This is a genomic window from Pseudomonas sp. NC02 (assembly GCF_002874965.1).
Taxonomy (GTDB): Bacteria; Pseudomonadota; Gammaproteobacteria; order Pseudomonadales; family Pseudomonadaceae; genus Aquipseudomonas.
Map to the genome: position 1 here is coordinate 5,578,816 of NZ_CP025624.1, position 25,753 is coordinate 5,604,568.

Sequence of the window (25,753 nt, forward strand, 5' to 3'; positions counted from 1 at the left end):
TTCTACCGACCAAAACCGTGAAATTACAGAGGCGCGACAGCAAATGAAGATAAAGCGACAGATTATGTCGAGCGGGCGACGAAACGCCGCACCTTATGAGGTGGCGGCAGCGTTGCCTGGCGCCTTGGCCTGGGGCGCCGGTTTCTCGGGGGCTGCCACCCGTTCGAGCTGAATATTCACCCGGCGGTTTTTCGCCCGGTTGGCCGCGTTGGTGTTCGGCGCCAGCGGATAGCTTTCGCCATGAAAGCGCAGGGTAATCTGCGATTCCTGGATGCCATTGGCCTTGAAGTAGTCCATTACCGCCAATGCACGACGCCGCGAAACGTCGCGATTGGTCAGGCGATTGCCGCTGTTGTCGGAGTGGCCATTCAACTCGACGTGGTTAACCGTCGGGTCGGCTTTCATGAATTCGAGAATCACCGAGAGCTTTTTCCTGGCCGCCGCGTCCAGTTCGATGCCGCCACCCGGGAAACCCACCTCGGTCTGTCTGACCTGCTCGAAATTCATCGGCAGCAGCTTGGTGGTGCAGAGTTGGTAGTCGTTGTAGGCCTTGCTGAATTTCGCCGGCAGCAGGCGGATCTCGGAGTAACCGCCGTCGCGGCTATAGTGGCGCACCGTCGGGCTGCGCCCTTCGAGCAGGCCGGTAAACAAACGCCCGGCCTGGGCCTGGGAGCTGTTGAACAGCACATCGCCACTGCCGACACGCACCGCCCCCAGGTTGATATCGCCACGCCCCGGCTGCCACGGCGCAGCCGCCGCCAACAGGGTTGCGGAACCGGCACCCAACGAGCCGTTAAAGGCTTTCAGGCGAAACGTCGCCTGCTCGCCGGCCCGGCGCACGAACTCGCCCGAGCCGAAATAGGTGATCGGCTGGGTCAAGCGGCACTCGAATTTATCGCCCTCCACTTTCCACTCAATATTCTCCAGACGTGTCTGGAACGTGAGGGCCATCGCGGGCAGGCTGGCGAACACACTGAGCAGGGCTAGATAATGCTGGCGCACGGGAGGCTCCACTGGTTTCTACAACACATCAAGGCGTCATACATCGTTAAGGCATACCCAGGGATATCGGTCGCATCCTGCAAAACTTGATAGCGAGTGCCTGCAAGAGTCTTTTCCGGTAGCATTCCCACCAGATTGACCCGCCTGGAATCCCCAATGTCCGACCGCCTGACCCTGCTGCGTCCCGACGACTGGCATATTCATCTTCGCGATGGTGCTGCGTTGCCCCAAACCGTGGCCGATGTAGCGCGCACGTTTGGCCGCGCCATCATCATGCCTAACCTGGTACCTCCGGTGCGTAACGCCGCGGAAGCCGACGCCTATCGCCAGCGCATTCTCGCTGCACGACCGGCCGGCAGCCGCTTCGAACCGTTGATGGTGCTGTACCTGACCGACCGCACCCAGCCCGAAGAAATCCGCCAGGCCAAGGCCAGTGGTTTCGTGCACGCCGCCAAGCTGTACCCGGCCGGCGCGACCACCAACTCCGATTCCGGCGTCACCAGTATCGACAAGATCCTGCCGGCCATCGAAGCCATGGCCGAAGTGGGCATGCCGTTGCTGATCCACGGTGAAGTCACCCGTGGCGATGTCGATGTGTTCGATCGTGAAAAGATCTTCATCGACGAGCACATGCGCCGAGTTGTCGAGCTGTTCCCGACCCTCAAGGTGGTGTTCGAGCACATCACCACCGCCGATGCCGTGCAGTTCGTCACCGAGGCTTCGGCCAACGTCGGCGCGACCATCACCGCGCATCACCTGCTGTACAACCGCAACCACATGCTGGTGGGCGGGATTCGGCCGCACTTCTATTGCCTGCCGATTCTCAAGCGCAACACGCACCAGGTAGCGCTGCTCGATGCCGCCACCAGTGGCAGCGAGAAATTTTTCCTCGGTACCGACTCTGCACCTCACGCCCAACACGCCAAGGAAGCCGCGTGTGGTTGTGCCGGTTGCTATACCGCCTATGCGGCAATCGAGTTGTATGCCGAAGCGTTCGAACAACGCAACGCGCTGGACAAGCTTGAAGGGTTCGCCAGCCTCAACGGCCCACGTTTCTATGGCCTGCCGGCGAATACCGACCGCATTACCCTGGTCCGTGAAGACTGGACCGCCCCCACCAGCCTGCCGTTTGGCGAGCTGACCGTTATCCCGCTGCGCGCCGGTGAAACACTGCGCTGGCGCCTGCTGGAGGAACACCCGTGAGTGAAGACCATTACGACGACGACCAGGAACACGGCGGCGGTGGTGGCGGTTCCCGTCACCCGATGGCCGAGCGTTTCCGTGGCTACCTGCCGGTTGTCATCGACGTAGAAACCGGCGGCTTCAATTGCGCCACTGACGCGCTGCTGGAAATCGCCGCCACGACCATCGGCATGGATGAACAGGGTTTCGTGTTCCCGGAACACACCCACTTCTTCCGCGTCGAGCCGTTCGAAGGCGCCAACATCGAAGCGGCGGCCCTGGAATTCACCGGGATCAAGCTTGATCACCCACTGCGCATGGCCGTCAGTGAAGAAGCGGCGCTGACCGACATCTTCCGTGGCGTACGCAAGGCCCTGAAGGCCAATGGCTGCAAACGCGCGATCCTGGTGGGCCACAACAGCAGCTTCGACCTGGGCTTCCTCAATGCCGCCGTGGCGCGCCTGGACATGAAGCGCAACCCGTTTCACCCGTTCTCCAGCTTCGACACCGCGACCCTTGCCGGCTTGGCCTATGGTCAGACCGTGCTGGCGAAGGCCTGCCAGGCTGCCGGTATCGACTTCGACGGTCGTGAGGCCCACTCGGCCCGCTACGACACCGAGAAGACCGCCGAGCTGTTCTGCGGCATCGTCAACCGTTGGAAACAGATGGGCGGCTGGGAAGACTTCGGCGACTGAAGCCAAATCCCGCACATAAAAAAACCGGCCTTCTCAGGCCGGTTTTTTTTGCTTCGAACGTGGCTTACAGCTTGCCAGCGTTCTCGGTCAGGTAAGCCGCAACGCCTTCTGGCGAAGCGTTCATGCCCTTGTCGCCTTTTTTCCAGTTGGCAGGGCAAACTTCACCGTGCTCTTCGTGGAATTGCAGAGCGTCGACCAGACGGATCAGCTCTTCCATGTTACGGCCCAGCGGCAGGTCGTTGATGATCTGCGAGCGTACAACGCCCTTGTCGTCGATCAGGAACGCGCCACGGAATGCCACGCCGCCTTCGGACTCAACGTCGTAGGCCTTGGCGATGTCGTGCTTCATGTCGGCAGCCATGGTGTATTTGACTTTGCCGATGCCGCCATCATTGATGGCGGTGTTGCGCCAGGCGTTGTGGGTGAAATGGGAGTCGATGGAAACGGCAACCACTTCAACATTACGCGCCTTGAAATCATCCATGCGGTGATCCAGAGCGATCAGCTCCGATGGGCAGACGAAGGTGAAGTCCAGCGGGTAGAAGAACACCAGGCCGTATTTGCCTTTGATGGCTTCAGACAGTTTGAAGCTGTCTACGATTTCGCCATTGCCGAGGACGGCGGGTACGTCGAAATCCGGGGCTTGTTTGCCGACGAGTACGCTCATTGGGTATCTCCTGATGGTGGTGACTGAAGTAAAAGGATCCGTCCCAGTGTGCCGCAGCTAAACGACAAGCCTGTGACGTGATCACGCTTCGTGAAGACCGACCATCATACCGGAAAAAAGCCGTTCGTCAGTGAAGCCGCGTGCAAACACCAAGGCTTGAGAAACTACTTTGACAATCATTCTCGTTAACATTAAGATCCGTCGCACTTAAGCCTTAAACCGCGATGGTTCTCCCTTATGTATGTCTGCCTTTGCACTGGCGTCACCGACGGACAAATCCGCGAAGCAATCTACGAAGGTTGCTGCAGCTACAAGGAAGTACGTGAAACCACCGGCGTTGCCAGCCAATGCGGCAAATGCGCCTGCCTCGCCAAGCAAGTGGTACGGGAAACCCTGACGCAGCTGCAAACTGCCCAGGCTGCGATCCCCTACTCAGCAGAATTTACACACGCTTAATCAGCGTGTTTTAAAGAACCGGACTTAGTGTCCGGTTTTTTTATGCCCGAAATTCAAACAGTTAGCGCCAAGACGCGGAACACAAACATTCTTATTCCGATTAATTTTCATTTATTATTCAATAACTTAGGTTTGACAGTAGTAAATGCGCAGCTCAAACTCCGCCTTATATACAGCTAATACAGGGCAGGACCCCAATCATGAAAGGCGACATCACAGTCATCCAGCAACTCAACAAAATCCTTGCCAATGAACTGGTCGCGATCAATCAGTACTTCCTGCATGCGCGCATGTATGACGATTGGGGCCTGGAAAAGCTGGGCAAGCGTGAATACAAAGAATCCATCAAGGCCATGAAGGACGCTGACGCGCTGATCAAACGCATCCTGTTCCTTGAAGGCCTGCCGAACGTGCAGGACCTGGGCAAGCTGAACATCGGCGAGCACACCCAGGAAATGATCAACTGCGACCTGAACTTCGAGCGCAAGAGCCACACCGACCTGAAGGCCGCCATTGCCCATTGCGAATCCAAGGGCGACTTCGGCAGCCGTGAACTGCTGGAAGATATCCTTGAAGACCAGGAAGAACACATCGACTGGCTGGAAACCCAAATCGGCTTGATCGACAAAGTGACTATCGAGAATTACCTGCAATCGCAGATGGGTGAATAACCCTTCAATTCCCGGCCACTAAAAAGCCCCGCTCTCTTTCGAGAAGCGGGGCTTTTTATTGCCGCGGCCTAAAACAAATCAGGCTTCGGTCTTCGCAGCTGCTTTGGCCGCTGCGTCTTTGATCAGTGCCTGCAACGAACCATCAGCCGCCATTTCGGTGATGATGTCGCTACCGCCGACCAGCTCACCGGCAACCCACAGCTGCGGGAAGGTTGGCCAGTTGGCGTACTTCGGCAGGTTGGCGCGGATTTCCGGGTTCTGCAGGATATCCACGTAGGCGAACTTCTCGCCACATTGCATGATTGCCTGGGAAGCCTTTGCGGAGAAGCCACACTGGGGAGCGTTAGGGGCGCCCTTCATGTAAAGCAGAATAGTGTTGTTGGCAATCTGCTCTTTGATCGTTTCGATGATATCCATGGAACACCTCGGCTGGAACTTTCCGACTCATGGGTCGGCACGGTGGCGCATTGTAACGCAAACCCCAGCGTGACGCTCGGACTCCCCGACAGACAATCCTTACGCCGCCGCCACCTGCACCGGCACGCCGTTCAACGCTGCGTTGCCCGACAGCTCATCCAGTTGCCGCTCATCCGTCAGGTCATTCGCGCTCGCCCCCGGCTGCCCGCTGGCGATGGTCATCTGCACGCCAGGGCGGCCGTGGCCCCAACCGTGAGGCAGGCTGACCACGCCGGGCATCATGTCGAGACTGGCCAACACTTCCACCTCGATCATGCCGATCCGCGAGCTGACCCGTACCCGCTGCCCGTCAGTCAACTGGCGATGGGCAAGGTCATCCGGATGCATCAGCAGTTGATGGCGAGGCTTGCCCTTCACCAGCCGGTGGTAGTTATGCATCCAGGAGTTGTTGCTGCGCACATGCCGGCGGCCGATCAGCAGCAACTCATTCACCTCGGGCACCGGCTGCGCGGCAAAGCGCGCCAGGTCGGCAAGGATTACCGATGGTGCGGCCTGCAGATGGCCATTGGCGGTTTTCAGGCGGCCTGCGAGGTTGGGTTTCAGCGGCCCGAGGTCCAGGCCATGAGGGTGATCGGCCAGAGCGGCAATGGACAACCTGTCACCATAAGGCCCGGCCCGCAGCCCGAAGTCGATCATCTGCGCAGGCGGCATCGTCGGTTTGAGTGTATTACCCGTCTTCTCGGCAAACGCCCGGGCCAGGCCGACGAAGATTTCCCAGTCATGCAACGCACCCTCGGGTTTCGGCAGGATGGCGCGATTGAAACGGGTGACGTTACGCACCGCGAACATATTGAAGGTGGTGTCGTAGTGATCGTTTTCCAGGGCCGAGGTGGACGGCAGGATCAGGTCGGCATAACGCGTGGTCTCGTTGATATACAGGTCGATGCTGACCATGAACTCCAGGCCATCCAGCGCCTGCTCCAGTTGCCGGCCGTTGGGCGTGGAGAGCACCGGATTGCCCGCCACCGTCACCAGCGCACGGATTTGCCCTTCACCCTCAGTGAGCATTTCTTCAGCCAGTGCCGATACCGGCAGCTCGCCCCCGTACTCGGGTCGCCCGGAAACCCGGCTTTGCCAGCGATTGAAGTGCCCGCCGGAGGTGGAAGCCACCAGATCGACTGCCGGCGTGGTGCACAAGGCCCCGCCGACTCGATCCAGATTGCCGGTCACCAGGTTGATCAACTGCACCAGCCAATGGCACAGCGTGCCGAACGCCTGGGTCGAAACGCCCATGCGGCCATAACACACAGCCCTTTCAGCCGCCGCAAAGTCCCGGGCCAACTGGCGGATCTGCTCGGCGGGTACCGCACATTGACGGCTCATGGCCTCGGCGGTGAATCCGGCCACGGCGTGGCGCACGTCATCCAGGCCGTCCACCGGCAGGTGACTGTCACGGGTCAGGTTCTCGGCAAACAGTGTATTGAGCAATCCGAACAACAACGCCGCATCACCGCCCGGGCGCACGAACAGATGCTGGTCGGCCATCGCCGCCGTCTCGCTGCGGCGCGGATCAACCACCACGACTTTGCCGCCGCGAGCTTGGATGGCCTTCAGGCGCTTCTCTACATCCGGCACGGTCATGATGCTGCCGTTGGACGCCAGCGGGTTGCCGCCGAGGATCAGCATGAAATCGGTATGGTCGATGTCCGGGATCGGCAGCAACAGGCCGTGGCCGTACATCAGGTGGCTGGTGAGGTGGTGGGGTAACTGGTCCACCGAGGTGGCGGAAAAACGATTGCGGGTCTTCAGCTGGCCAAGGAAGTAGTTGCTGTGGGTCATCAGCCCATAGTTATGCACGCTCGGATTGCCCTGGTACACCGCCACCGCGTTCTGCCCGTGACGCGCCTGAATCGCGGCCAGGCGCTCGGCTACAAGTACAAAGGCGTCTTCCCACGGGATCGGCTGCCATTCGCTGCCCACCCGCAACATGGGCTGGTGCAGGCGGTCCGGGTCATTCTGGATGTCTTGCAGGGCCACGGCCTTGGGGCAGATATGGCCACGGCTGAACGTATCCAGGGGGTCGCCCTTGATCGAGGTGATCGCCAGGCTTCCGTCTTCGCCCTGGGTAGTTTCCAGTGTGAGGCCGCAGATGGCTTCGCACAGATGGCAGGCACGGTGGTGGAGAGTCTTGGTCATGGCCAGTCTCTTTTATTGTGGGCTAGGCGCTTCGGACGAAAACTATGGCCCGCCCGGGGCAGCAGCGCCAGCAACGTTCGTCGTGTGAATCCAGGGGCATCAGGCCAGGCCATGAGGAAACATCAGGAAATGTTTCAGAAGCCTTCGGCAGCCCGCTGAAACCGACGCAGCCCGGCCTCAGCCCGCCCTCACGCATTGCAATGTGGCGCAGCGCCAGTGTACAAATGACCCGCTGCTGTCAGGAAACAGGCTTCAAAAGCGCCCTCCCCGCGTCCTTGAACTCCCCTAAAAACTGTAGCCCTATTGGTAAGACGCGACATTTAATTATAAGATCGCGCCTTCCCCTATTTCGTCGCCCCGTGCGGCTTTCGCCGCAGGTCTCGCCCGTTTTCAAAATAAACCAGGCTTTGAGTATCTGCGGTCTGTTGCAAAAAGGTAGTTAATGATGAGCGCAAGGCACTTTCTCTCCCTGATGGATTGCACGCCCGAAGAGCTGGTCAGCGTGCTCCGTCGAGGCATTGAGCTTAAAGACCTGCGTAACCGCGGCGTACTGTTCGAGCCTTTGAAAAACCGCGTGCTCGGGATGATTTTCGAGAAGTCGTCCACCCGCACCCGCGTGTCTTTCGAAGCCGGCATGATTCAGCTCGGCGGCCAGGCTATCTTCCTGTCACCTCGCGATACCCAACTGGGCCGTGGCGAGCCGATCAGCGATTGCGCGATCGTGATGTCGAGCATGCTGGATGCGGTGATGATCCGTACCTTCGCCCACAGCACCCTGACCGAATTTGCCGCCAACTCCCGAGTGCCCGTGATCAACGGCCTGTCCGATGACCTGCACCCCTGCCAGTTGCTGGCCGACATGCAAACCTTCCTCGAACAGCGCGGCTCGATCCAGGGCAAGACCGTGGCCTGGATCGGCGACGGCAACAACATGTGCAACAGCTATATAGAAGCGGCGATCCAGTTCGACTTCAAATTGCGCGTTGCCTGCCCTGAAGGCTACGAGCCGGATGCACGTTTCCTGGCCCAGGCCGGCGACCGCGTGACCATCGTCCGCGACCCGCGTGAGGCGGTCATCGGCGCACACCTGGTGAGCACCGACGTGTGGACCTCCATGGGCCAGGAAGAGGAAACCGCCAAGCGCCTCAAGCTCTTCGCCCCGTTCCAGGTCACCCGCGCCCTGCTCGACCTGGCCGCGCCGGACGTGCTGTTCATGCACTGCCTGCCCGCCCACCGTGGCGAAGAAATCAGTCTCGACCTGCTGGACGATCAACGTTCAGTAGCCTGGGCCCAGGCGGAAAACCGCCTGCACGCACAAAAAGCCCTACTCGAGTTTCTGGTTGCGCCGGCGTACCGTCCTGCATGAGCCAGCCATTACTGCTGAACCTGCGCAATCTGGCATGCGGCTATCAAGACCAACGGGTGGTGCAGAACCTCAATCTGCACCTCAACGCCGGCGACATCGGTTGCCTGCTGGGCTCCTCGGGCTGCGGCAAGACCACCACGCTGCGAGCGATTGCCGGGTTTGAGCCGGTGCATGAAGGCGAGATCAGCCTGGCAGGCGAAGTCATTTCCAGCGCCGGTTTCACACTGGCCCCGGAGAAACGTCGGATCGGCATGGTGTTCCAGGACTACGCGCTGTTTCCACACCTCAGCGTGGCTGACAACATCGCCTTCGGCATTCGCAAGCACCCGCAAAAAGAGCGTGTGGTCGCTGAATTGCTTGAACTGGTGAACCTGAAGAACCTCGGCAAGCGCTTCCCCCACGAACTCTCGGGCGGCCAGCAGCAACGCGTCGCCCTGGCTCGCGCCCTGGCGCCGGAACCGCAATTGTTGCTGCTGGACGAACCCTTCTCCAACCTCGACGGCGAACTGCGGCGCAAACTCAGCCACGAAGTACGCGATATCCTCAAGGCGCGGGGCACCAGTGCGATTCTGGTGACCCACGACCAGGAAGAAGCCTTCGCAGTGAGTGACCATGTCGGCGTGTTCAAGGAGGGTCGCCTGGAGCAGTGGGATACGCCCTACAACCTCTATCACGAACCGCTGACACCCTTTGTCGCCAGCTTCATTGGCCAGGGTTACTTCATTCGCGGGCAGTTGAAAACGCCGGAATCGGTTACCACCGAACTGGGGGAGTTGCGCGGTAATCGTGCCTACACCTGGCCAACCGGCGGCGCGGTGGATGTGTTGCTGCGCCCGGACGACATCGTTTATGCACCGGACAGCGCCTTGAAGGCGCGGATTGTCGGCAAGACGTTCCTCGGCGCGTCGACCCTGTATCGCTTGCAGCTGCCGACAGGCGCTCAGCTGGAGTCGATCTTCCCCAGCCACGCCGATCACTTGGTCGGTGCCGACGTGGGCATTCGCGTGGCAGCCGAGCACCTGGTGTTGTTCCAGGCCTCAGGCAGCACCGCAGCACAAATCCCTCAGGTTGAGTCAGGCGTTCGCCGCTACAGCACCGCCTCCTGACGTCAACGCATCACGCCCGGCCAATTTCCGCGAACTTGGCCTGGGTGTGTTCGGCCAGCACTGTCGCTGCCAACTCCACCTCAAGCCCCCTTCTCCCCGCACTGATAAAAATTGTCGGAAACGACTGCGCCGTCACATCGATGAAGGTGCGCAGGCGTTTCTTCTGCCCCAGCGGGCTGATGCCGCCCAACAAGTAACCGGTGGCCCGTTGCGCCGCTGCCGGGTCTGCCATCTCGACCTTTTTTACCCCTGCCGCCTGCGCCAACGCTTTTAAATCCAAACTTCCGACGACCGGCACAACCGCCACCAGCAGCTCGGCTTTTTCACTGCTGGCCAGCAGGGTCTTGAACACCTGCGCCGGGTCCAGGCCCAATTTTTCCGCGGCCTCCAGACCATAGGACGCTGCCTTGGGGTCATGTTCGTAACTGTGAATTCGATGTTCGGCGCGAACTTTTTTCAACAGGTCCAATGCGGGCGTCATGTGGGCTCCAGGCTTGGCAAAAAGGTGAAAAAACAGACAGCCAATTCTAGGCCAACAACACGCAAAAGGCTCTAGTCCGAAGCCCTCTGCCACGCCCTTACGCGCACCTTCCCTGCCGCTTCCCGCGCCCACGGCGCGATCATTCATCACACCAATAATTACAAAATGACCGATCGTTCACTTTCGACCTTTGACAGCCGTCATTCTTGTCTATATTTTTTCGTTTACGAATACTGTAGGAATGCACCTACGGATTCACAGCAGTAAGCCGCGAACAGGATGGGGATCCTCGCCAAGGTGAAAATCGCCGATTGCCCGTTGCGGCAAAACGCCAGACAACAACAAAAACAGAGGTTTTCCATGACAACTGCTCTTCAACAGCCTTCACTTTCAAGTCAATGCATGGCCGAATTCCTGGGCACTGCGTTGCTGATCTTCTTCGGTACCGGATGTGTTGCTGCGCTCAAGGTCGCGGGTGCCAGCTTTGGGTTGTGGGAAATCAGTATCATCTGGGGGATCGGCGTCAGCATGGCGATCTACCTGAGCGCCGGTATTTCCGGGGCTCACCTCAATCCGGCGGTCAGTATCGCGCTGTGCATCTTTGCCGATTTCGACAAGCGCAAACTGCCGTTCTACATCATCGCCCAGGTCGCCGGGGCCTTCTGTTCGGCCGCGTTGGTTTACACGCTCTACAGCAACCTGTTTTTCGATTACGAACAAACCCACCACATGATTCGCGGCACCCAGGCTAGCCTGGAATTGGCGTCGGTGTTCTCCACCTACCCGCATCCGCTGCTGGGCACGGCCCAGGCGTTCCTGGTGGAAATGGTCATCACCGCGATCCTGATGGGCGTGATCATGGCCCTGACCGATGACAACAACGGCCTGCCCCGCGGCCCGTTGGCGCCGCTGCTGATTGGTTTGCTGATTGCCGTGATCGGCAGTGCCATGGGCCCGCTGACCGGCTTTGCGATGAACCCGGCCCGTGACTTCGGCCCCAAGCTGATGACCTTTTTCGCCGGTTGGGGTGAAATGGCTTTCACTGGCGGGCGCGACATTCCTTACTTCCTGATTCCGATCTTTGCGCCGATTGTCGGCGCCTGCCTCGGTGCTGCCGCCTATCGCGGGCTGATTGCCCGTCACCTGCCCAGCGCCGCACCTGCTACAACTGATGCAACCGAAGCAGCTGCCACCGCCAAAACCCGTACTTCCTGATGCGATAGCCTGGACCGTACTGCCCTTTTGCGGCCCAGGCTGTTTACTGACTTCCCTATTCTCCGTCCAAGGCAATCGACATGACCGACATTCAGAATAAGAACTACATCATTGCCCTCGATCAGGGCACCACCAGTTCCCGGGCGATCATCTTCGATCGTGACGCCAACGTGGTCTGCACCGCCCAGCGTGAATTCACCCAGCATTACCCGCAAGCCGGCTGGGTCGAACATGACCCGATGGAGATTTTCGCCACCCAGAGCGCGGTGATGGTCGAGGCCCTGGCACAAGCCGGCCTGCACCATGACCAGGTCGCGGCCATCGGTATCACCAACCAGCGTGAAACCACCGTGGTATGGGACAAAATCACCGGCCGCCCGATCTACAACGCGATCGTCTGGCAATGCCGCCGCAGCACCGAGATCTGCCAGCAGCTCAAGCGCGACGGCCACGAACAATACATCAACGACACCACCGGCCTGGTCACCGACCCGTACTTCTCCGGCACCAAGCTCAAGTGGATCCTCGACAACGTCGAAGGCAGCCGCGAACGTGCGCGTAACGGCGAGCTGCTGTTCGGCACCATCGACAGCTGGCTGATCTGGAAATTTACCGGTGGCAAGACCCACGTCACCGACTACACCAACGCCTCGCGCACCATGCTCTTCAACATCCACACCCTGGAGTGGGATGCGAAGATGCTGGAGATTCTCGACGTGCCGCGCGAAATGCTGCCGGAAGTGAAGTCTTCCTCGGAAATCTACGGTCGCACCAAAAGCGGTATCGCCATCGGCGGTATCGCCGGTGACCAACAGGCGGCGCTGTTTGGCCAAATGTGCGTAGAACCGGGCCAGGCGAAAAACACCTACGGCACCGGCTGCTTCCTGCTGATGAACACCGGCGACAAGGCGGTGAAATCCAAGCACGGCATGCTCACCACCATCGCCTGCGGCCCGCGTGGCGAAGTGGCCTACGCCCTGGAAGGCGCCGTGTTCAACGGCGGTTCCACCGTGCAATGGCTGCGTGATGAGTTGAAGATCATCGCCGATGCCACCGACACCGAATACTTCGCCGGCAAGGTCAAGGACAGCAACGGCGTGTACCTGGTGCCAGCCTTCACCGGCCTGGGCGCTCCGTACTGGGACCCGTATGCCCGTGGTGCGCTGTTCGGCCTGACCCGTGGTGTACGCGTGGATCACATCATTCGTGCAGCCCTGGAGTCGATTGCCTACCAGACCCGCGACGTACTCGATGCCATGCAGCAGGATTCCGGCGAACGCCTCAAATCCCTGCGGGTAGACGGTGGCGCGGTCGCCAACAACTTCCTGATGCAGTTCCAGGCCGACATCCTCGGTACCCAGGTTGAACGCCCACAAATGCGCGAAACCACCGCGTTGGGCGCCGCCTACCTGGCCGGCCTGGCGTGCGGTTTCTGGGGCAGTCTGGACGAACTGCGTGGCAAGGCGGTAATCGAGCGTCAATTCGAACCGCAGCTGGAAGAAGCGGCGAAGGAAAAACTCTACGCCGGCTGGCAGAAAGCAGTCAGCCGCACCCGCGACTGGGAACCCCACGAAGGCGCTGAATAAGCCAAGCGCCGGACGCGCATAGGGTTGTAACTGGCAGGGAGCAGATTCCTGCGTCATCATGGGCCACTTTTTACGGCAGCCCAAAGGACGCACCATGAATCTGCCTCCCCGCCAGCAACAAATCCTCGAACTGGTTCGCGAACGCGGCTATGTGAGTATCGAGGAAATGGCGCAGCTCTTCGTTGTCACCCCGCAAACCATCCGCCGCGATATCAATCAACTGGCGGAAGCCAATCTGTTGCGCCGCTACCATGGCGGCGCAGCCTATGACTCCAGCGTTGAAAACACCGCGTACGCCATGCGTGCCGACCAGATGCGCGACGAAAAACAGCGCATCGGCGAAGCCATCGCCGCGCAAATCCCCGATCACGCCTCGCTGTTTATCAACATCGGTACCACCACCGAATCGATCGCGCGTGCGCTGCTTAACCACAGCCACCTGAAAATCATCACCAATAACCTCAACGTCGCCATGATGCTGAGTGCCAAAGACGACTTCGACGTACTCCTGACCGGCGGCAACGTGCGCCGGGATGGCGGCGTGGTAGGCCAGGCCAGCGTCGACTTTATCAACCAGTTCAAGGTCGATTTTGCCCTGGTGGGCATCAGCGGCATCGATGAAGACGGCAGCCTGTTGGACTTCGATTACCAGGAAGTACGGGTTTCCCAGGCGATCATTGCCAATGCGCGCAAGGTGATCCTGGCGGCGGACTCCAGCAAATTCGGGCGCAACGCCATGATTCGCCTGGGACCGATCAGCTTGATCGATTGTTTAGTCACCGATCAGCAGCCGGTCCCGGCACTGGTGCAACTGTTGAATCAGCACAAGATTCGACTGGAAGTGGTGTAAGCCTATACAGGGGGTGTCCTGCCCCCTGATGTTCACAAATTTTCCTTTCTTCGCCCTTCGATCAGTATTTTCAATCGAAGCGGGCTGGCTGTACCTGCGTTTATAAGCTACCATTTTCGCAAATGAACATTTATGTTCGAATTCCAATACGAAAAAGATTGCGAGGCCAGCCGATGAACCCTTCTACCTTGCCTGCCCCACCGCTTGCCGAAGTCTATGACGTCGCCGTTATCGGTGGCGGGATCAATGGCGTCGGGATTGCAGCAGACGCAGCCGGTCGCGGTTTGTCGGTATTCCTTTGCGAAAAGGACGACCTGGCCAGCCACACTTCCTCCGCGAGCAGCAAGCTGATCCACGGTGGCCTGCGTTACCTGGAGCATTACGAATTCCGCCTGGTGCGCGAAGCCCTGGCTGAACGTGAGGTGCTGTTGGCCAAGGCCCCGCACATCGTCAAGCAGATGCGCTTTGTATTGCCTCACCGCCCGCACCTGCGTCCGGCATGGATGATTCGCGCCGGCCTGTTCCTGTATGACCATCTGGGCAAGCGGGAAAAACTCGAAGGCTCCAAGAGCCTCAAGTTCGGCCCCGACAGCCCGCTGAAAAGCGAAATCACCAAAGGCTTCGAATACTCCGATTGCTGGGTCGACGACGCCCGCCTTGTAGTACTCAACGCCATGGCTGCGCGGGAAAAGGGTGCGCACATCCACACCCAGACCCGTTGCGTCAGCGCACACCGCAGCAAAGGCCTGTGGGAAATGAACATGGAACGTGCCGACGGCAGCCTGTTCTCGATCCGCGCCCGAGCGCTGGTGAACGCTGCCGGCCCGTGGGTGGCCAAGTTCATCAAGGATGACTTGAAGCTGGATTCGCCCTACGGCATCCGTCTGATCCAGGGCAGCCACCTGATCGTACCGAAGCTGTATGAAGGCGCCCACGCGCACATCCTGCAGAACGAAGACCAGCGTATCGTCTTCACCATTCCGTACCTGAATCACCTGACCATCATCGGCACCACCGACCGCGAATACACCGGCGACCCGGCGAAAGTGGCGATTACCGAAGGTGAAACCGACTACATGCTCAATGTGGTCAACGCGCACTTCAAGAAGCAGCTGAGCCGCGATGACATCGTGCACACCTATTCCGGCGTGCGCCCGTTGTGCAACGACGAGTCCGACAACCCGTCGGCCGTGACCCGCGACTACACCCTGGCGCTGTCCGGCACCTCGGGCGAGGCGCCGTTGCTGTCGGTGTTCGGCGGCAAGCTGACCACCTACCGCAAGCTGGCCGAATCGGCGATGGCACAACTGGCGCCTTACTTCACGCAGATGCGCCCAAGCTGGACGGCTACAGCCACCCTGCCCGGCGGCGAAAACATGAGCACGCCAGAAGCCCTGGCCGATGCAATCCGTAGCAAATACGACTGGGTGCCGAGCGAGATTGCCCGTCGCTGGTCCACCACTTACGGCAGCCGCACCTGGCGCCTGCTGGAAGGCGTGCAATCGCTGGCGGACATGGGTGACCACCTCGGTGGCGGCCTGTACACCCGCGAAGTCGATTACCTGTGCGCTGAAGAATGGGCCACTCAGCCCCAGGACATCCTGTGGCGCCGCAGCAAATTGGGCCTGTTCACCACGCCGCAGGAGCAGGAGAACGTGCAGCGTTACCTGTCCAAGGTTGAGCACAACCGCGGCAAGATCGAAGCGGCCTGATCAGCCCGACGTAAAAAAGCCCCTGCACCGAAAGGTCCAGGGGCTTTTTCATGCCTGCAGATGACGCTGATAGCGCAGGCCCATTTCACGAATCCCGCTGAAGGCTGAGCCCAGCAACACGGGATAAGCCGCCTGCAAAAAGCCTGGCGTGGCCGTCGCGAGGGCCCGCTCCAACCATAGGCAGGCCTGCACTTCGTCGCCGTCGTGAGCCAGCTCCGCAGCATGGTTGTATTGCCCGCGGAAATCCCCGGCCTCGGCTGAGCGCTGATACCACTGGCGCGCCAGTTGAACATCCTTGGGCACCACCACGCCTTCATGGTGGAACCGACCCAACAGGTTCATCGACTTGGCGTGCCCCTTGGCCGCAGCCTGGCGGAAGAGTTCATATGCCGCGACAAGGTCACGCTCCACACCACGGCCACGCGTCAGCAACTGGCCGTAGTTATACAAACCCCAATCCAGCCCCAGATCGGCGGCCTTGCGGTAATGCCGCGCACTGTCTTCCAAGTCGACCTCGCAGCCCCACCCATTCTCCAGGCAGCGCCCGATCATGTTGATCGCCATGGGGTGACGCTGCCGCGCAGCGATGCGAAACCAGCTCAACCCCAGCGCCTCATCCTTCTGCACGCCACGACCGTCGAGCAGCAGCTGGGCCAGGGTCGCCTGTGCGTCGGCATCTCCCAGCTGTGCCGCATGCATCACCCAGCGCACATAGGCACGCGGGTTATCACCGATATCCGAGGGCTCGCTGCCTGGCTGTGCGCTCTGCATTCCTGCCCCGAGTAGCGATCAAGGACCGCAAAAAGTTTCATGATTTATTTGGTTACAAAGTATTACATTTGAGATCGCTTATCAATTACGATCGCATCTCACTAACACTAACAAGAGATTACTCAATGGCTACCGGCATCAGTTCTGCCCCCCTCTCATCGCGGCATTTGCTCGCGTCGGCAGTGGGCCTGGCAGTGGCTGCGCAAGGAGGATTCAGTTACGCGGCGGAGCCCGCACCAGAAGACAACACAGGGGTCATCCAACTCGGCGCGACCAGCATCGAAGGCCAGGCCCCGAGCCAGAGCGTCTACAACCCTGTGGCGCCTTCTTCCCCCAAGTACACCGAGGCCCTGCGCGACACGCCGCAGACCATCACGGTGGTACCCAAGGAAGTCATTCATGACCAGAACCTGCTGACCCTGCGCGACGTGCTCAGCACCGTGCCGGGGATCACCTTCGGGGCCGGCGAAGGTGGCAGCGGGTATGGCGACAGCATCAACCTGCGCGGCTTCTCCGCCAGCGGCGACATCTACGTGGACGGCGTGCGCGACAGCGCGCAGTACAGCCGCACCGACCCGTTCAACCTGGAGCAGGTCGAAGTCGTCAGCGGCGCAAGTTCGGTGTATTCCGGCTCCGGCGCGGTCGGTGGCACCATCAACCTGGTGAGCAAACAGCCGGAATTACGCGACAAAACCACCATCAGTGCGGGCATCGGCACCGATAACTACAAGCGCACCACCCTGGACACCAACCAGACGCTCAACGACACCACCGCGTTCCGCCTGAACCTGATGGCCCATGGTAACGACGTGCCTGGCCGCGATTATGAAGATTACGAACGCTGGGGCATCGCGCCCTCCATCGCGTTTGGCCTGGGAACGCCGACACGTGTCACCGTCAGTTATGAGCACCAGAAAGACGACAACACACCGCAATACGGTATCCCGATCTACAACGGCAAGCCCATGCCGGGCGTGGGTTGGAGTGACTACTACGGCTACCACAACATCAATGACCAGCAAATCACATCGGACTCGTTCAGCCTGAAGCTCGAACACGACTTCAACGACGCCGTCTCGGTGCGCAACTTCACCCGCGTCGAGCGGGTGCGCCAGGACCTGCGCGCCTCAGGCCCCGAAGGTGCATTGACCGGCTGTCTGGCCAGCGGCACCCAGATCACCGGCGCCCCTTGCGCCGCAGGCCTGCAGCCGGGCTACTTCCAGCCAAGCGGCGGCTCACTGGGTAACGAGCGCAACACCCAGAACAAGATGTTCACCAACCAGACCGACGTCACCAGCCACTTCAGCACCGGGTTCATCGACCACACGCTGGTGACCGGCATCGCCATCAGCCGCGAGGAATACGAGGCGGATACCGGTAAATGGCTGACCAACGCCAACGGCAGCACCATCGTCCCACCACCGGTCAGCTACAGCGATCCGAACTCCGAATGGTCCGGCCCCGTCAACTTCACCCGGGCCGCCCACATTGACGGCGCGCTGAACAACCGCGCCGCCTATGCCTTCGACACGCTCAAGCTCAACCCACAGTGGGAAATCAACGGCGGCCTGCGTTACGAGCACAACGCCGGCAGCTCGGTGACCAATGCCTATTCCAGCACTGGCGTGGAAACGCCCGGCACTCGCTACGGCCAGGCGGATGACCTGACCTCCTACCGCCTGGCGCTGGTCTACAAACCGGTGGAAAACGGCAGCTTCTATATCGCCTACGGCAACAGCAAGACGCCGTCCCAGGCCAGCGTCAATGGGGGTTGCTACACCCCGGCCAAAAGCTCAAGCATCGCCACCAACAACTGCGATGTTTCCCCGGAAACCGCCGTCAGCTATGAGATCGGCACCAAATGGGACCTGCTCGACAATGCCCTCTCGCTGACGGGCGCGATCTTCCGCAATGACCGCACCAACTATAAAGTCGCCGACAATGACCCGAGCAACCTGAGCGGCACCCAGACCCTCGACGGCAAGGCACGTGCAGACGGTGTGGCGCTGGGCCTGAGCGGCCAACTTACTGACCACTGGAAAGTCTTCGCCAACTACACCTACCTGAACACTCGTGTGCTGCGCAGCGCCAGCGATTACACCCTGGCGACCACCGGCATCGACGTGCAGAAAGGCGAGCCGCTGACCTTCACCCCCAAACATGCAGCCAGCATCTGGACGGTGTACGACCTGCCCTACGACTTCCAGGTGGGCTACGGCATCACGGCGCAAACCAAGCAGTACCTGGTCAGCGCCGCCAACTCGCCGACTTCCCCCGGCTATGCGGTGCAGCGTGCGATGCTCGGTTACAAGGTCAACAAACAGTTGAACCTGCAGCTGAACATCAACAACCTGTTCGACAAGGAGTACCTCACCCGTATCCGCAACAACGGTTGGGCAGTGCCCGGCGATGGCCGCGCGGCAGTGGTGTCGGCCGACTATACGTTCTGACAGAGCCACACCCAAAAGCCCCGGGAGCCACACTCCCGGGGCTTTTTCATGGGCGATACAGGCCCACGCCGCCATTCGGTTTTCCGAACGCCATAGCTCAACCTATTCGGTTTGCCGGACCAAAACAGGAGAAAAAACCCGTAACACAAAGTTAATCTCTATATAAATCATATGGTTAACCTTTTATTTCTGGTCTGGCACGACTCATGCTCTACACTCGTAGGCGATTGCCTGAGGCGCCTCAGGAGCCGTCACAGGCTTTCGCAGTACTGTTTATATAAAAACGTGGCCGTCCCAACCGGTCTCATAAAAAAAACAAATGTCGAGGAAGTATTGATGCGCATCGTTCCCCATATCCTGGGCGCAGCTATCGCTGCTGCTCTGATCAGCACTCCAGTTTTCGCCGCCGAACTCACCGGCACACTGAAGAAAATCAACGACTCCGGCACGATCACTCTCGCTCACCGCGACAGCTCCATTCCGTTTTCCTATATCGCGGATGGTTCGGGCAAACCCGTGGGCTACTCCCACGACATTCAGCTGGCTATCGTTGAAGCCCTGAAAAAAGACCTGAACAAACCCGACCTGAAGACCAAGTACAACCTGGTCACCTCGCAAACCCGTATCCCGCTGATCCAGAACGGCACCGCGGATATCGAGTGCGGCTCCACCACCAACAACGCCGAACGCGCCCAGCAGGTTGACTTCACCGTCAATATCTTCGAAATCGGCACCCGCCTGCTGGTCAAGAAAGACAAGGAAGGCAAGCCGTCCTACAGCGATTTCGCCGACCTGAAAGGCAAGAACGTCGTGACCACCGCCGGCACCACGTCCGAGCGCATCATCAAGGCGATGAACGCCGACAAGCAGATGGGCATGAACGTCATCTCCGCCAAGGACCACGGCGAGTCCTTCCAGATGCTGGAAAGCGGCCGCGCCGTTGCCTTCATGATGGACGACGCGCTGCTGGCCGGTGAAGAAGCCAAGGCCAAGAAGCCGGACGACTGGGTCATCACCGGTACTCCACAGTCCTTCGAAGCCTACGCCTGCATGGTTCGCAAAGACGACCCAGCCTTCAAGAAGGCCGTGGATGATGCGATCGTCGGCCTGTACAAGTCCGGCGAGATCAACAAGATCTACAGCAAGTGGTTCGAGAGCCCGATCCCACCAAAAGGCCTGAACCTCAACTTCCCGATGAGCGACAAGGTCAAGGATCTGATCGCCAACCCAAGCGACAAGCCAGCGCCTGACGTAAAAATCTGATACCTGACTAAGCTTATGTCCTGAGGGAGCCAACCCTCCCTCAGGCGTCTGTTGCTACCTGCTGGCTTTAATTTTGGAACACTCGACCTGGCGGTTTTCGAGCCGATCGCGTGTGCCTGGCGTTCACCGTCGGGCGGGAAAGGATCTTCCCCAAGCGGGTGCTTGTACATCGATCGATCTCGAGGGGAGACCCTAATGAATTACAACTGGGACTGGGGCGTGTTCTTCAAGTCCACCGGCGTGGGCAGCGAGACTTATCTCGACTGGTACATCGCCGGCTTGGGCTGGACCATTGCCATCGCCGTCGTGGCATGGATTATCGCCTTGCTGCTGGGGTCCATTCTGGGCGTCATGCGCACCGTGCCAAACCGCATCGTATCGGGCATCGCGACCTGCTACGTGGAACTGTTTCGCAACGTACCGCTGCTGGTTCAGCTGTTCATCTGGTATTTCCTGATACCCGACCTGCTGCCGCAGAACCTGCAGGACTGGTACAAACAAGACCTCAACCCGACCACCTCGGCCTACCTGAGCGTTGTGGTGTGCCTGGGCCTGTTCACCGCCGCCCGTGTGTGCGAACAAGTGCGTACCGGCATCCAGGCGCTGCCACGGGGCCAGGAATCCGCCGCACGCGCCATGGGCTTCAAGCTGCCGCAGATCTACTGGAACGTGCTGCTGCCCCAGGCCTACCGGATCATCATTCCGCCGCTTACCTCGGAATTCCTCAACGTCTTCAAGAACTCCTCCGTGGCGTCCCTGATCGGCTTGATGGAACTGCTGGCGCAAACCAAACAGACCGCCGAGTTCTCGGCCAACCTGTTCGAGGCCTTCACCCTGGCCACGCTGATCTATTTCACCCTGAACATGAGCCTGATGCTGCTGATGCGCGTGATCGAGAAGAAAGTCGCCGTGCCCGGCCTGATCTCCGTGGGGGGTAAATAATGGACTTCGATTTCAGCGGCATCATCCCCGCCATCCCGGGCCTGTGGAACGGCATGGTCATGACCTTGCAGTTGATGGTCATGGGCGTGGTCGGCGGCATCATCCTGGGTACGATCCTCGCGCTGATGCGCCTGTCGTCCAGCAAACTGCTGTCGCGCCTGGCCGGCGCCTACGTGAACTACTTCCGCTCGATCCCGCTGCTGCTGGTGATCACCTGGTTCTACCTGGCGGTGCCGTTCGTGCTGCGCTGGATCACCGGCGAAGACACCCCGATCGGCGCGTTCACCTCCTGCGTCGTGGCCTTCATGATGTTCGAGGCGGCGTACTTCTGCGAAATCGTGCGGGCCGGCGTGCAGTCGATCCCCAAGGGCCAGATGGCCGCGGCGCAAGCGATGGGCATGACCTACGGCCAGACCATGCGCCTGATCATCCTGCCCCAGGCGTTCCGCAAGATGACCCCGTTGCTGCTGCAACAGTCGATCATCCTGTTCCAGGACACCTCGCTGGTCTACACCGTGGGCCTGGTGGACTTCCTCAACTCCGCCCGTTCCAACGGCGACATCATCGGCCGCTCCAATGAGTTCCTGATCTTCGCCGGTGTCGTCTACTTCATCATCAGCTTTTCCGCCTCGCTGCTGGTCAAGCGTCTGCAAAAAAGGTTTGCCGTATGATCTCTATCAAGAATATCAACAAGTGGTATGGCGACTTCCAGGTGCTGACCGATTGCAGCACCGAGGTTAAAAAAGGCGAAGTGATCGTGGTGTGCGGGCCGTCCGGCTCGGGCAAATCGACCCTGATCAAGTGCGTCAACGCCCTGGAACCGTTCCAGAAAGGCGACGTGGTGGTCGATGGCACCTCCATTGCCGACCCGAAGACCAACCTGCCGAAACTGCGCTCGCGCGTTGGCATGGTGTTCCAGCACTTCGAGCTGTTTCCGCACCTGACCATCACCGAAAACCTGACCATCGCGCAGATCAAGGTATTGGGCCGCAGCAAGGAAGAAGCCACCAAGAAGGGCCTGCAACTGCTGGAGCGCGTCGGCCTGTCGGCTCACGCCCACAAGCACCCGGGCCAGCTTTCCGGCGGCCAGCAACAGCGTGTGGCGATTGCCCGTGCGCTGGCGATGGACCCGATCGTCATGCTGTTCGACGAACCGACCTCGGCCCTCGACCCGGAAATGGTCAACGAAGTGCTCGACGTGATGGTGCAGTTGGCCCAGGAAGGCATGACCATGATGTGCGTGACCCACGAAATGGGTTTCGCCCGCAAGGTAGCCGACCGGGTGATCTTCATGGACGCCGGCAAGATCATCGAAGACTGCCCGAAAGAGGAATTCTTCGGCGACATCAGCGCCCGCTCCGAGCGTGCGCAGCACTTCCTCGAGAAAATCCTGCAGCACTAAGCACTGCCCTGTTGTGGTGGGTCGGGCAACCCCACTCACCACAACTGGTTGACCCAAGGCATCTGTGATGAAATGCGACCCCAACCTCTTTCGCGCCGCGCCGCCATCACTTGCCGTGAAGCCTCGTCTGATTCGCCAATTGTTCCTGCCGCCGCTGATCATCGCCCTGATGATCGGACTGGGTTACGTCGGCTTCTGGATCAGCGAGTTCTATGGGATCCGCACCCTCAGCGATACCGGCGAACGCCAACTGGAATTGCACGCCCGCACCGTCGAGAGCGAACTCAGCAAATACACCTACCTGCCCAGTCTCCTGGAGCTGGAATCCAGCGTCTCCAGGCTGTTGGCAGACCCGAATCAAGAAACCCGCAAAACCGTCAACGACTACCTCGAAGGCCTGAACCGGCGCAGTCGCAGCCGGGCGATCTACGTGATGGACACCACCGGCCGTGTGCTGGCGACCAGTAACTGGCGCGATGCCGACAGTTACCAGGGTGAAGACCTGTCCTTCCGTGCCTATTTCCAGAATGCGGTGCGCGGCCAGCCCGGCCGGTTCTACGGCATCGGCAGCACCAACGGCGAACCCGGCTATTACCTGGCCCATGGTCTGGAAGAGCACGGCAAGATCATCGGCGTCGCCGTGGTCAAGGTACGCCTGGAAGCGCTGGAAGAGCGCTGGCAGCGGGCGCGCCTGGAGGCCTTCGTCAGTGACGAGAATGGCATCATCATTCTCTCCAGCGACCCGGCCCGTCGCCTCAAGTCCGTGCGGCCATTGAGCGATGACACCAAGGACCGCCTCGCCCACAGCCTGCAATACTACTGGGCGACGCTCAACGAGCTGGAACCACTGGCCCGCGAGCGCCTCAACGAAGGCACCGAGAAGTTGACCTTCCCGGCCAACAGCGAAGTGGTGGCCGACGAGCATGAGGTCAGCTACCTGGCCCAGACCCGCCCGCTGAACGACACCCCCTGGAATTTCACCCTGCTCACCCCGCTGAACGACCTGCGCCGGGCCGCCATCAACCAGGGCATACTGGTGGCCGTAGCCTTTGCGCTGGTGGCATTCCTGCTGATTGCCTGGAACGAGCGCCGCAAGGTGATTGCCACCCGCCTCGCCGCCCGGGAAGCCCTGCAGGAAGCCAATAACCAGCTGGAGCGACGGATTGCCGAACGCACCACCGACCTGCGGGCCAGCAACGAGCGGCTCAAGAGCCAGATTCGCGAGCGGCGCCAGGCCGAGGAAACCTTGCGCCGGGCCCAGGACGAACTGGTGCAGGCCGGCAAACTCGCGGCCATCGGCCAGATGTCCACCAGCATCGCCCATGAATTGAACCAGCCACTGGCCGCCCTGCGTACCCTGTCGGGCAACACCGTGCGCTTCCTTGAGCGTGGGGCGCTGGACACCGCCAGTGCCAACCTCAAGACCATCAACGAACTGATCGACCGCATGGGTCGCATCACCGCCAGCCTGCGCTCCTTTGCCCGGCGTGGCGATGACCAGGGCGAAGCCAATCTAGGCAAGGCGGTGGACGCTACGTTCCAGATCCTCGGCAGTCGCCTGGAGACCCTGCCGCTGACGGTGCACCGCCACTTCAGCAGCGCGCAGTTGCAGATCGACCAGACACGCCTGGAGCAGATCCTGGTCAACCTGATGGGCAACGCCCTGGATGCGATGCAGGCGCAACCGGCCCCCGAACTGTGGCTGGAAGGCGACATCGCCGACGGCAAATATCGCCTGCGGGTGCGCGATAACGGCCACGGGATTGATCCCGAGACCCGCAAGCATTTGTTCGAACCGTTCTTTACCACCAAACCCGGCGAACAAGGCCTGGGCCTCGGCCTGACGCTGTCGGCCAGCCTCGCGGCGGCGACTGGCGGCAACCTCGCCGTCGAGCATCCGGCCAGCGGTGGTACTGCCTTTGTCCTGAGTTTGCCGCTGGCGAGCCCTCAACAAGTCGAGTCGAAATGAACGCAGAAAAAACCACCGACCTGACCGTCCTGATCGTCGAAGACGACCCCCATGTATTGCTCGGCTGCCAGCAAGCCCTGGCTCTGGAAGACATTCCCAGCGTGGGCGTGGGCAGTGCCGAAGAGGCCCTGACCCTCGTCGGTGAAAACTTCGCCGGCATCGTCATCAGCGATATTCGCCTGCCGGGCATCGACGGCCTGGAGTTGCTGACCCGGCTCAAGGCCCTGGATAAAAGCCTGCCGGTGGTGCTGATCACCGGCCATGGCGATATCTCCATGGCCGTGGGCGCGATGCGCAACGGCGCCTATGACTTCATGGAGAAACCCTTCTCTCCCGAGCGCCTGGTGGACGTAGCCCGCCGCGCCCTGGAACAACGCGGTTTGGCCCGGGAAGTCTGGTCGCTGCGCCGGCAACTGGCCGAGCGCGATTCGCTGGAAGGCCGGATCATCGGCCGCTCCCCGGCCATGCAGAACCTGCGGGAATTGATCGCCAACGTCGCCGACACCTCGGCCAACGTGTTGATCGAGGGCGAGACCGGCACCGGCAAGGAATTGGTCGCGCGCTGCCTGCACGATTTCAGCCGGCGCCACTCCCACCAGTTCGTCGCCTTGAACTGCGGCGGCCTGCCGGAGAACCTGTTCGAAAGCGAAATCTTCGGCCACGAAGCCAACGCGTTCACCGGTGCCGGCAAGCGCCGCATCGGCAAGATCGAACACGCCCACGAAGGCACGCTGTTCCTCGACGAGGTGGAAAGCATGCCGATGAACCTGCAGATCAAGCTGCTGCGGGTGTTGCAGGAACGCACCCTGGAACGCCTGGGCTCGAACCAGAGCGTGGCGGTGGATTGCCGGGTGATCGCCGCGACCAAGTCCGACCTCGACGACCTGAGCCGCGCCAACCAGTTTCGCAGCGACCTGTACTACCGCCTTAACGTGGTGACCCTGGAACTGCCGCCGCTGCGTGAACGCCGCGAAGACATCCTGCAGTTGTTCGAACACTTCCTGCAGCAGTCGTCGCTGCGTTTCGACCGCACCGCGCCGGACCTCGACAACCAGACCCTGTCCAGCCTGATGAGCCATGACTGGCCGGGCAACGTGCGTGAACTGCGCAACGTGGCCGAGCGGTTTGCCCTCGGCTTGCCGGCGTTCAAGAAAAGCGGCGCCAGCAGCGGCAACCATGGGCTGGCCTTTACCGAAGCGGTGGAGGCGTTCGAGCGCAACCTGCTCAACGATGCCTTGCAACGCAGCGGCGGCAACCTGACCCAGGCCAGCCAGGAACTGGGGATGGCCAAGACCACGTTGTTCGATAAGGTCAAGAAGTACGGGCTGAGCCACTAGGAGCGCATTGTGGATTT

Annotated in this window: 23 protein-coding genes; 17 read left to right on the plus strand and 6 right to left on the minus strand. The window is 60.4% G+C overall.

The window, feature by feature from the left end; all coding sequences use genetic code 11:
* Positions 1–93: 93 nt before the first annotated feature.
* On the minus strand, positions 94–1,002 hold the full coding sequence (locus tag C0058_RS26255) for an OmpA family protein (protein WP_102369835.1): 909 nt from the start codon (positions 1,000–1,002) through the stop codon (positions 94–96).
* A gap of 156 nt (positions 1,003–1,158) precedes the next feature.
* Here C0058_RS26255 and pyrC point away from each other — a divergent pair, with 156 nt between their 5' ends.
* Together pyrC and rnt are read left to right on the plus strand one after the other, a co-directional pair.
* Entirely contained in the window at positions 1,159–2,205 is a 1,047-nt protein-coding gene (gene pyrC / locus C0058_RS26260; protein ID WP_003208703.1) for a dihydroorotase, read from the plus strand.
* On the plus strand, positions 2,202–2,879 hold the full coding sequence (rnt, locus tag C0058_RS26265; RefSeq protein ID WP_003208704.1) for a ribonuclease T: 678 nt from the start codon (positions 2,202–2,204) through the stop codon (positions 2,877–2,879). Before pyrC ends, rnt begins: the two co-directional genes overlap by 4 nt.
* Before the next feature lie 64 nt (positions 2,880–2,943).
* Here the strand turns inward: rnt and C0058_RS26270 are convergent, their stop codons facing one another.
* On the minus strand, positions 2,944–3,546 hold the full coding sequence (locus C0058_RS26270) for a peroxiredoxin (RefSeq protein WP_003172097.1): 603 nt from the start codon (positions 3,544–3,546) through the stop codon (positions 2,944–2,946).
* 237 nt (positions 3,547–3,783) lie between these two features.
* Between C0058_RS26270 and C0058_RS26275 the strand changes: the two genes are divergently transcribed.
* Positions 3,784–4,002 carry a bacterioferritin-associated ferredoxin gene (locus C0058_RS26275; RefSeq protein WP_003208706.1) on the plus strand — a complete coding sequence of 73 codons (219 nt, stop codon included), beginning with the start codon at positions 3,784–3,786 and terminating at the stop codon, positions 4,000–4,002.
* A 200-nt stretch (positions 4,003–4,202) separates the two neighbouring features.
* Positions 4,203–4,673, plus strand: a complete 471-nt coding sequence (gene bfr, locus C0058_RS26280) for a bacterioferritin (protein WP_008433502.1) — start codon at positions 4,203–4,205, stop codon at positions 4,671–4,673.
* Between the two features lie 78 nt (positions 4,674–4,751).
* On the opposite strand, the gene grxD is transcribed toward bfr, so the two are convergent.
* Both grxD and C0058_RS26290 read right to left on the minus strand, forming a co-directional pair.
* Positions 4,752–5,090, minus strand: a complete 339-nt coding sequence (gene grxD / locus C0058_RS26285; RefSeq protein WP_003208710.1) for a Grx4 family monothiol glutaredoxin — start codon at positions 5,088–5,090, stop codon at positions 4,752–4,754.
* 99 nt (positions 5,091–5,189) lie between these two features.
* Complete coding sequence (locus C0058_RS26290; protein WP_102369836.1) at positions 5,190–7,286, minus strand: molybdopterin oxidoreductase family protein; 2,097 nt, start codon at positions 7,284–7,286, stop codon at positions 5,190–5,192.
* A 445-nt stretch (positions 7,287–7,731) separates the two neighbouring features.
* Between C0058_RS26290 and argF the strand changes: the two genes are divergently transcribed.
* Together argF and C0058_RS26305 are read left to right on the plus strand one after the other, a co-directional pair.
* A complete protein-coding gene (argF, locus tag C0058_RS26300) occupies positions 7,732–8,652 on the plus strand; it encodes an ornithine carbamoyltransferase (protein ID WP_003208712.1) in 921 nt (306 codons plus the stop codon).
* On the plus strand, positions 8,649–9,758 hold the full coding sequence (locus C0058_RS26305) for an ABC transporter ATP-binding protein (protein ID WP_102369837.1): 1,110 nt from the start codon (positions 8,649–8,651) through the stop codon (positions 9,756–9,758). Before argF ends, C0058_RS26305 begins: the two co-directional genes overlap by 4 nt.
* Before the next feature lie 10 nt (positions 9,759–9,768).
* Here C0058_RS26305 and ybaK read toward each other — a convergent pair whose 3' ends face one another.
* Positions 9,769–10,239 (minus strand): Cys-tRNA(Pro) deacylase, encoded by a 471-nt coding sequence (ybaK, locus tag C0058_RS26310; protein ID WP_003208718.1) that lies wholly within the window; start codon positions 10,237–10,239, stop codon positions 9,769–9,771.
* A 360-nt stretch (positions 10,240–10,599) separates the two neighbouring features.
* Here ybaK and C0058_RS26315 point away from each other — a divergent pair, with 360 nt between their 5' ends.
* The 4 genes from C0058_RS26315 (at position 10,600) to glpD (ending at position 15,602) form a co-directional block, all read left to right on the plus strand.
* On the plus strand, positions 10,600–11,454 hold the full coding sequence (locus C0058_RS26315) for an MIP/aquaporin family protein (RefSeq protein ID WP_008433490.1): 855 nt from the start codon (positions 10,600–10,602) through the stop codon (positions 11,452–11,454).
* Between the two features lie 80 nt (positions 11,455–11,534).
* Positions 11,535–13,040, plus strand: coding sequence for a glycerol kinase GlpK (gene glpK / locus C0058_RS26320; protein ID WP_003208721.1), 1,506 nt, complete (start codon positions 11,535–11,537; stop codon positions 13,038–13,040).
* Between the two features lie 94 nt (positions 13,041–13,134).
* Complete coding sequence (locus C0058_RS26325) at positions 13,135–13,890, plus strand: DeoR/GlpR family transcriptional regulator (RefSeq protein WP_003208723.1); 756 nt, start codon at positions 13,135–13,137, stop codon at positions 13,888–13,890.
* Positions 13,891–14,063: 173 nt separating this feature from the next.
* Positions 14,064–15,602 (plus strand): glycerol-3-phosphate dehydrogenase, encoded by a 1,539-nt coding sequence (gene glpD, locus C0058_RS26330; protein WP_008433488.1) that lies wholly within the window; start codon positions 14,064–14,066, stop codon positions 15,600–15,602.
* A gap of 48 nt (positions 15,603–15,650) precedes the next feature.
* On the opposite strand, the gene C0058_RS26335 is transcribed toward glpD, so the two are convergent.
* Positions 15,651–16,373 (minus strand): tetratricopeptide repeat protein, encoded by a 723-nt coding sequence (locus tag C0058_RS26335; RefSeq protein WP_003208726.1) that lies wholly within the window; start codon positions 16,371–16,373, stop codon positions 15,651–15,653.
* 125 nt (positions 16,374–16,498) lie between these two features.
* Between C0058_RS26335 and C0058_RS26340 the strand changes: the two genes are divergently transcribed.
* The 7 genes from C0058_RS26340 to C0058_RS26370 all read left to right on the plus strand — a co-directional run bounded on the left by C0058_RS26340 (position 16,499) and on the right by C0058_RS26370 (position 25,736).
* Complete coding sequence (locus C0058_RS26340; protein ID WP_102369838.1) at positions 16,499–18,823, plus strand: TonB-dependent siderophore receptor; 2,325 nt, start codon at positions 16,499–16,501, stop codon at positions 18,821–18,823.
* Between the two features lie 336 nt (positions 18,824–19,159).
* Complete coding sequence (locus C0058_RS26345; protein ID WP_008433481.1) at positions 19,160–20,086, plus strand: glutamate/aspartate ABC transporter substrate-binding protein; 927 nt, start codon at positions 19,160–19,162, stop codon at positions 20,084–20,086.
* 195 nt (positions 20,087–20,281) lie between these two features.
* Positions 20,282–21,028, plus strand: coding sequence for an amino acid ABC transporter permease (locus C0058_RS26350; protein ID WP_083359915.1), 747 nt, complete (start codon positions 20,282–20,284; stop codon positions 21,026–21,028).
* On the plus strand, positions 21,028–21,699 hold the full coding sequence (locus tag C0058_RS26355) for an amino acid ABC transporter permease (RefSeq protein ID WP_003208733.1): 672 nt from the start codon (positions 21,028–21,030) through the stop codon (positions 21,697–21,699). Before C0058_RS26350 ends, C0058_RS26355 begins: the two co-directional genes overlap by 1 nt.
* Entirely contained in the window at positions 21,696–22,430 is a 735-nt protein-coding gene (locus C0058_RS26360) for an amino acid ABC transporter ATP-binding protein (protein ID WP_003208734.1), read from the plus strand. The genes C0058_RS26355 and C0058_RS26360 overlap by 4 nt, the downstream gene beginning before the upstream one ends.
* A gap of 67 nt (positions 22,431–22,497) precedes the next feature.
* Positions 22,498–24,399 (plus strand): sensor histidine kinase, encoded by a 1,902-nt coding sequence (locus C0058_RS26365; protein WP_003208735.1) that lies wholly within the window; start codon positions 22,498–22,500, stop codon positions 24,397–24,399.
* Positions 24,396–25,736, plus strand: a complete 1,341-nt coding sequence (locus C0058_RS26370; RefSeq protein WP_003208736.1) for a sigma-54 dependent transcriptional regulator — start codon at positions 24,396–24,398, stop codon at positions 25,734–25,736. The genes C0058_RS26365 and C0058_RS26370 overlap by 4 nt, the downstream gene beginning before the upstream one ends.
* Positions 25,737–25,753: the final 17 nt, after the last annotated feature.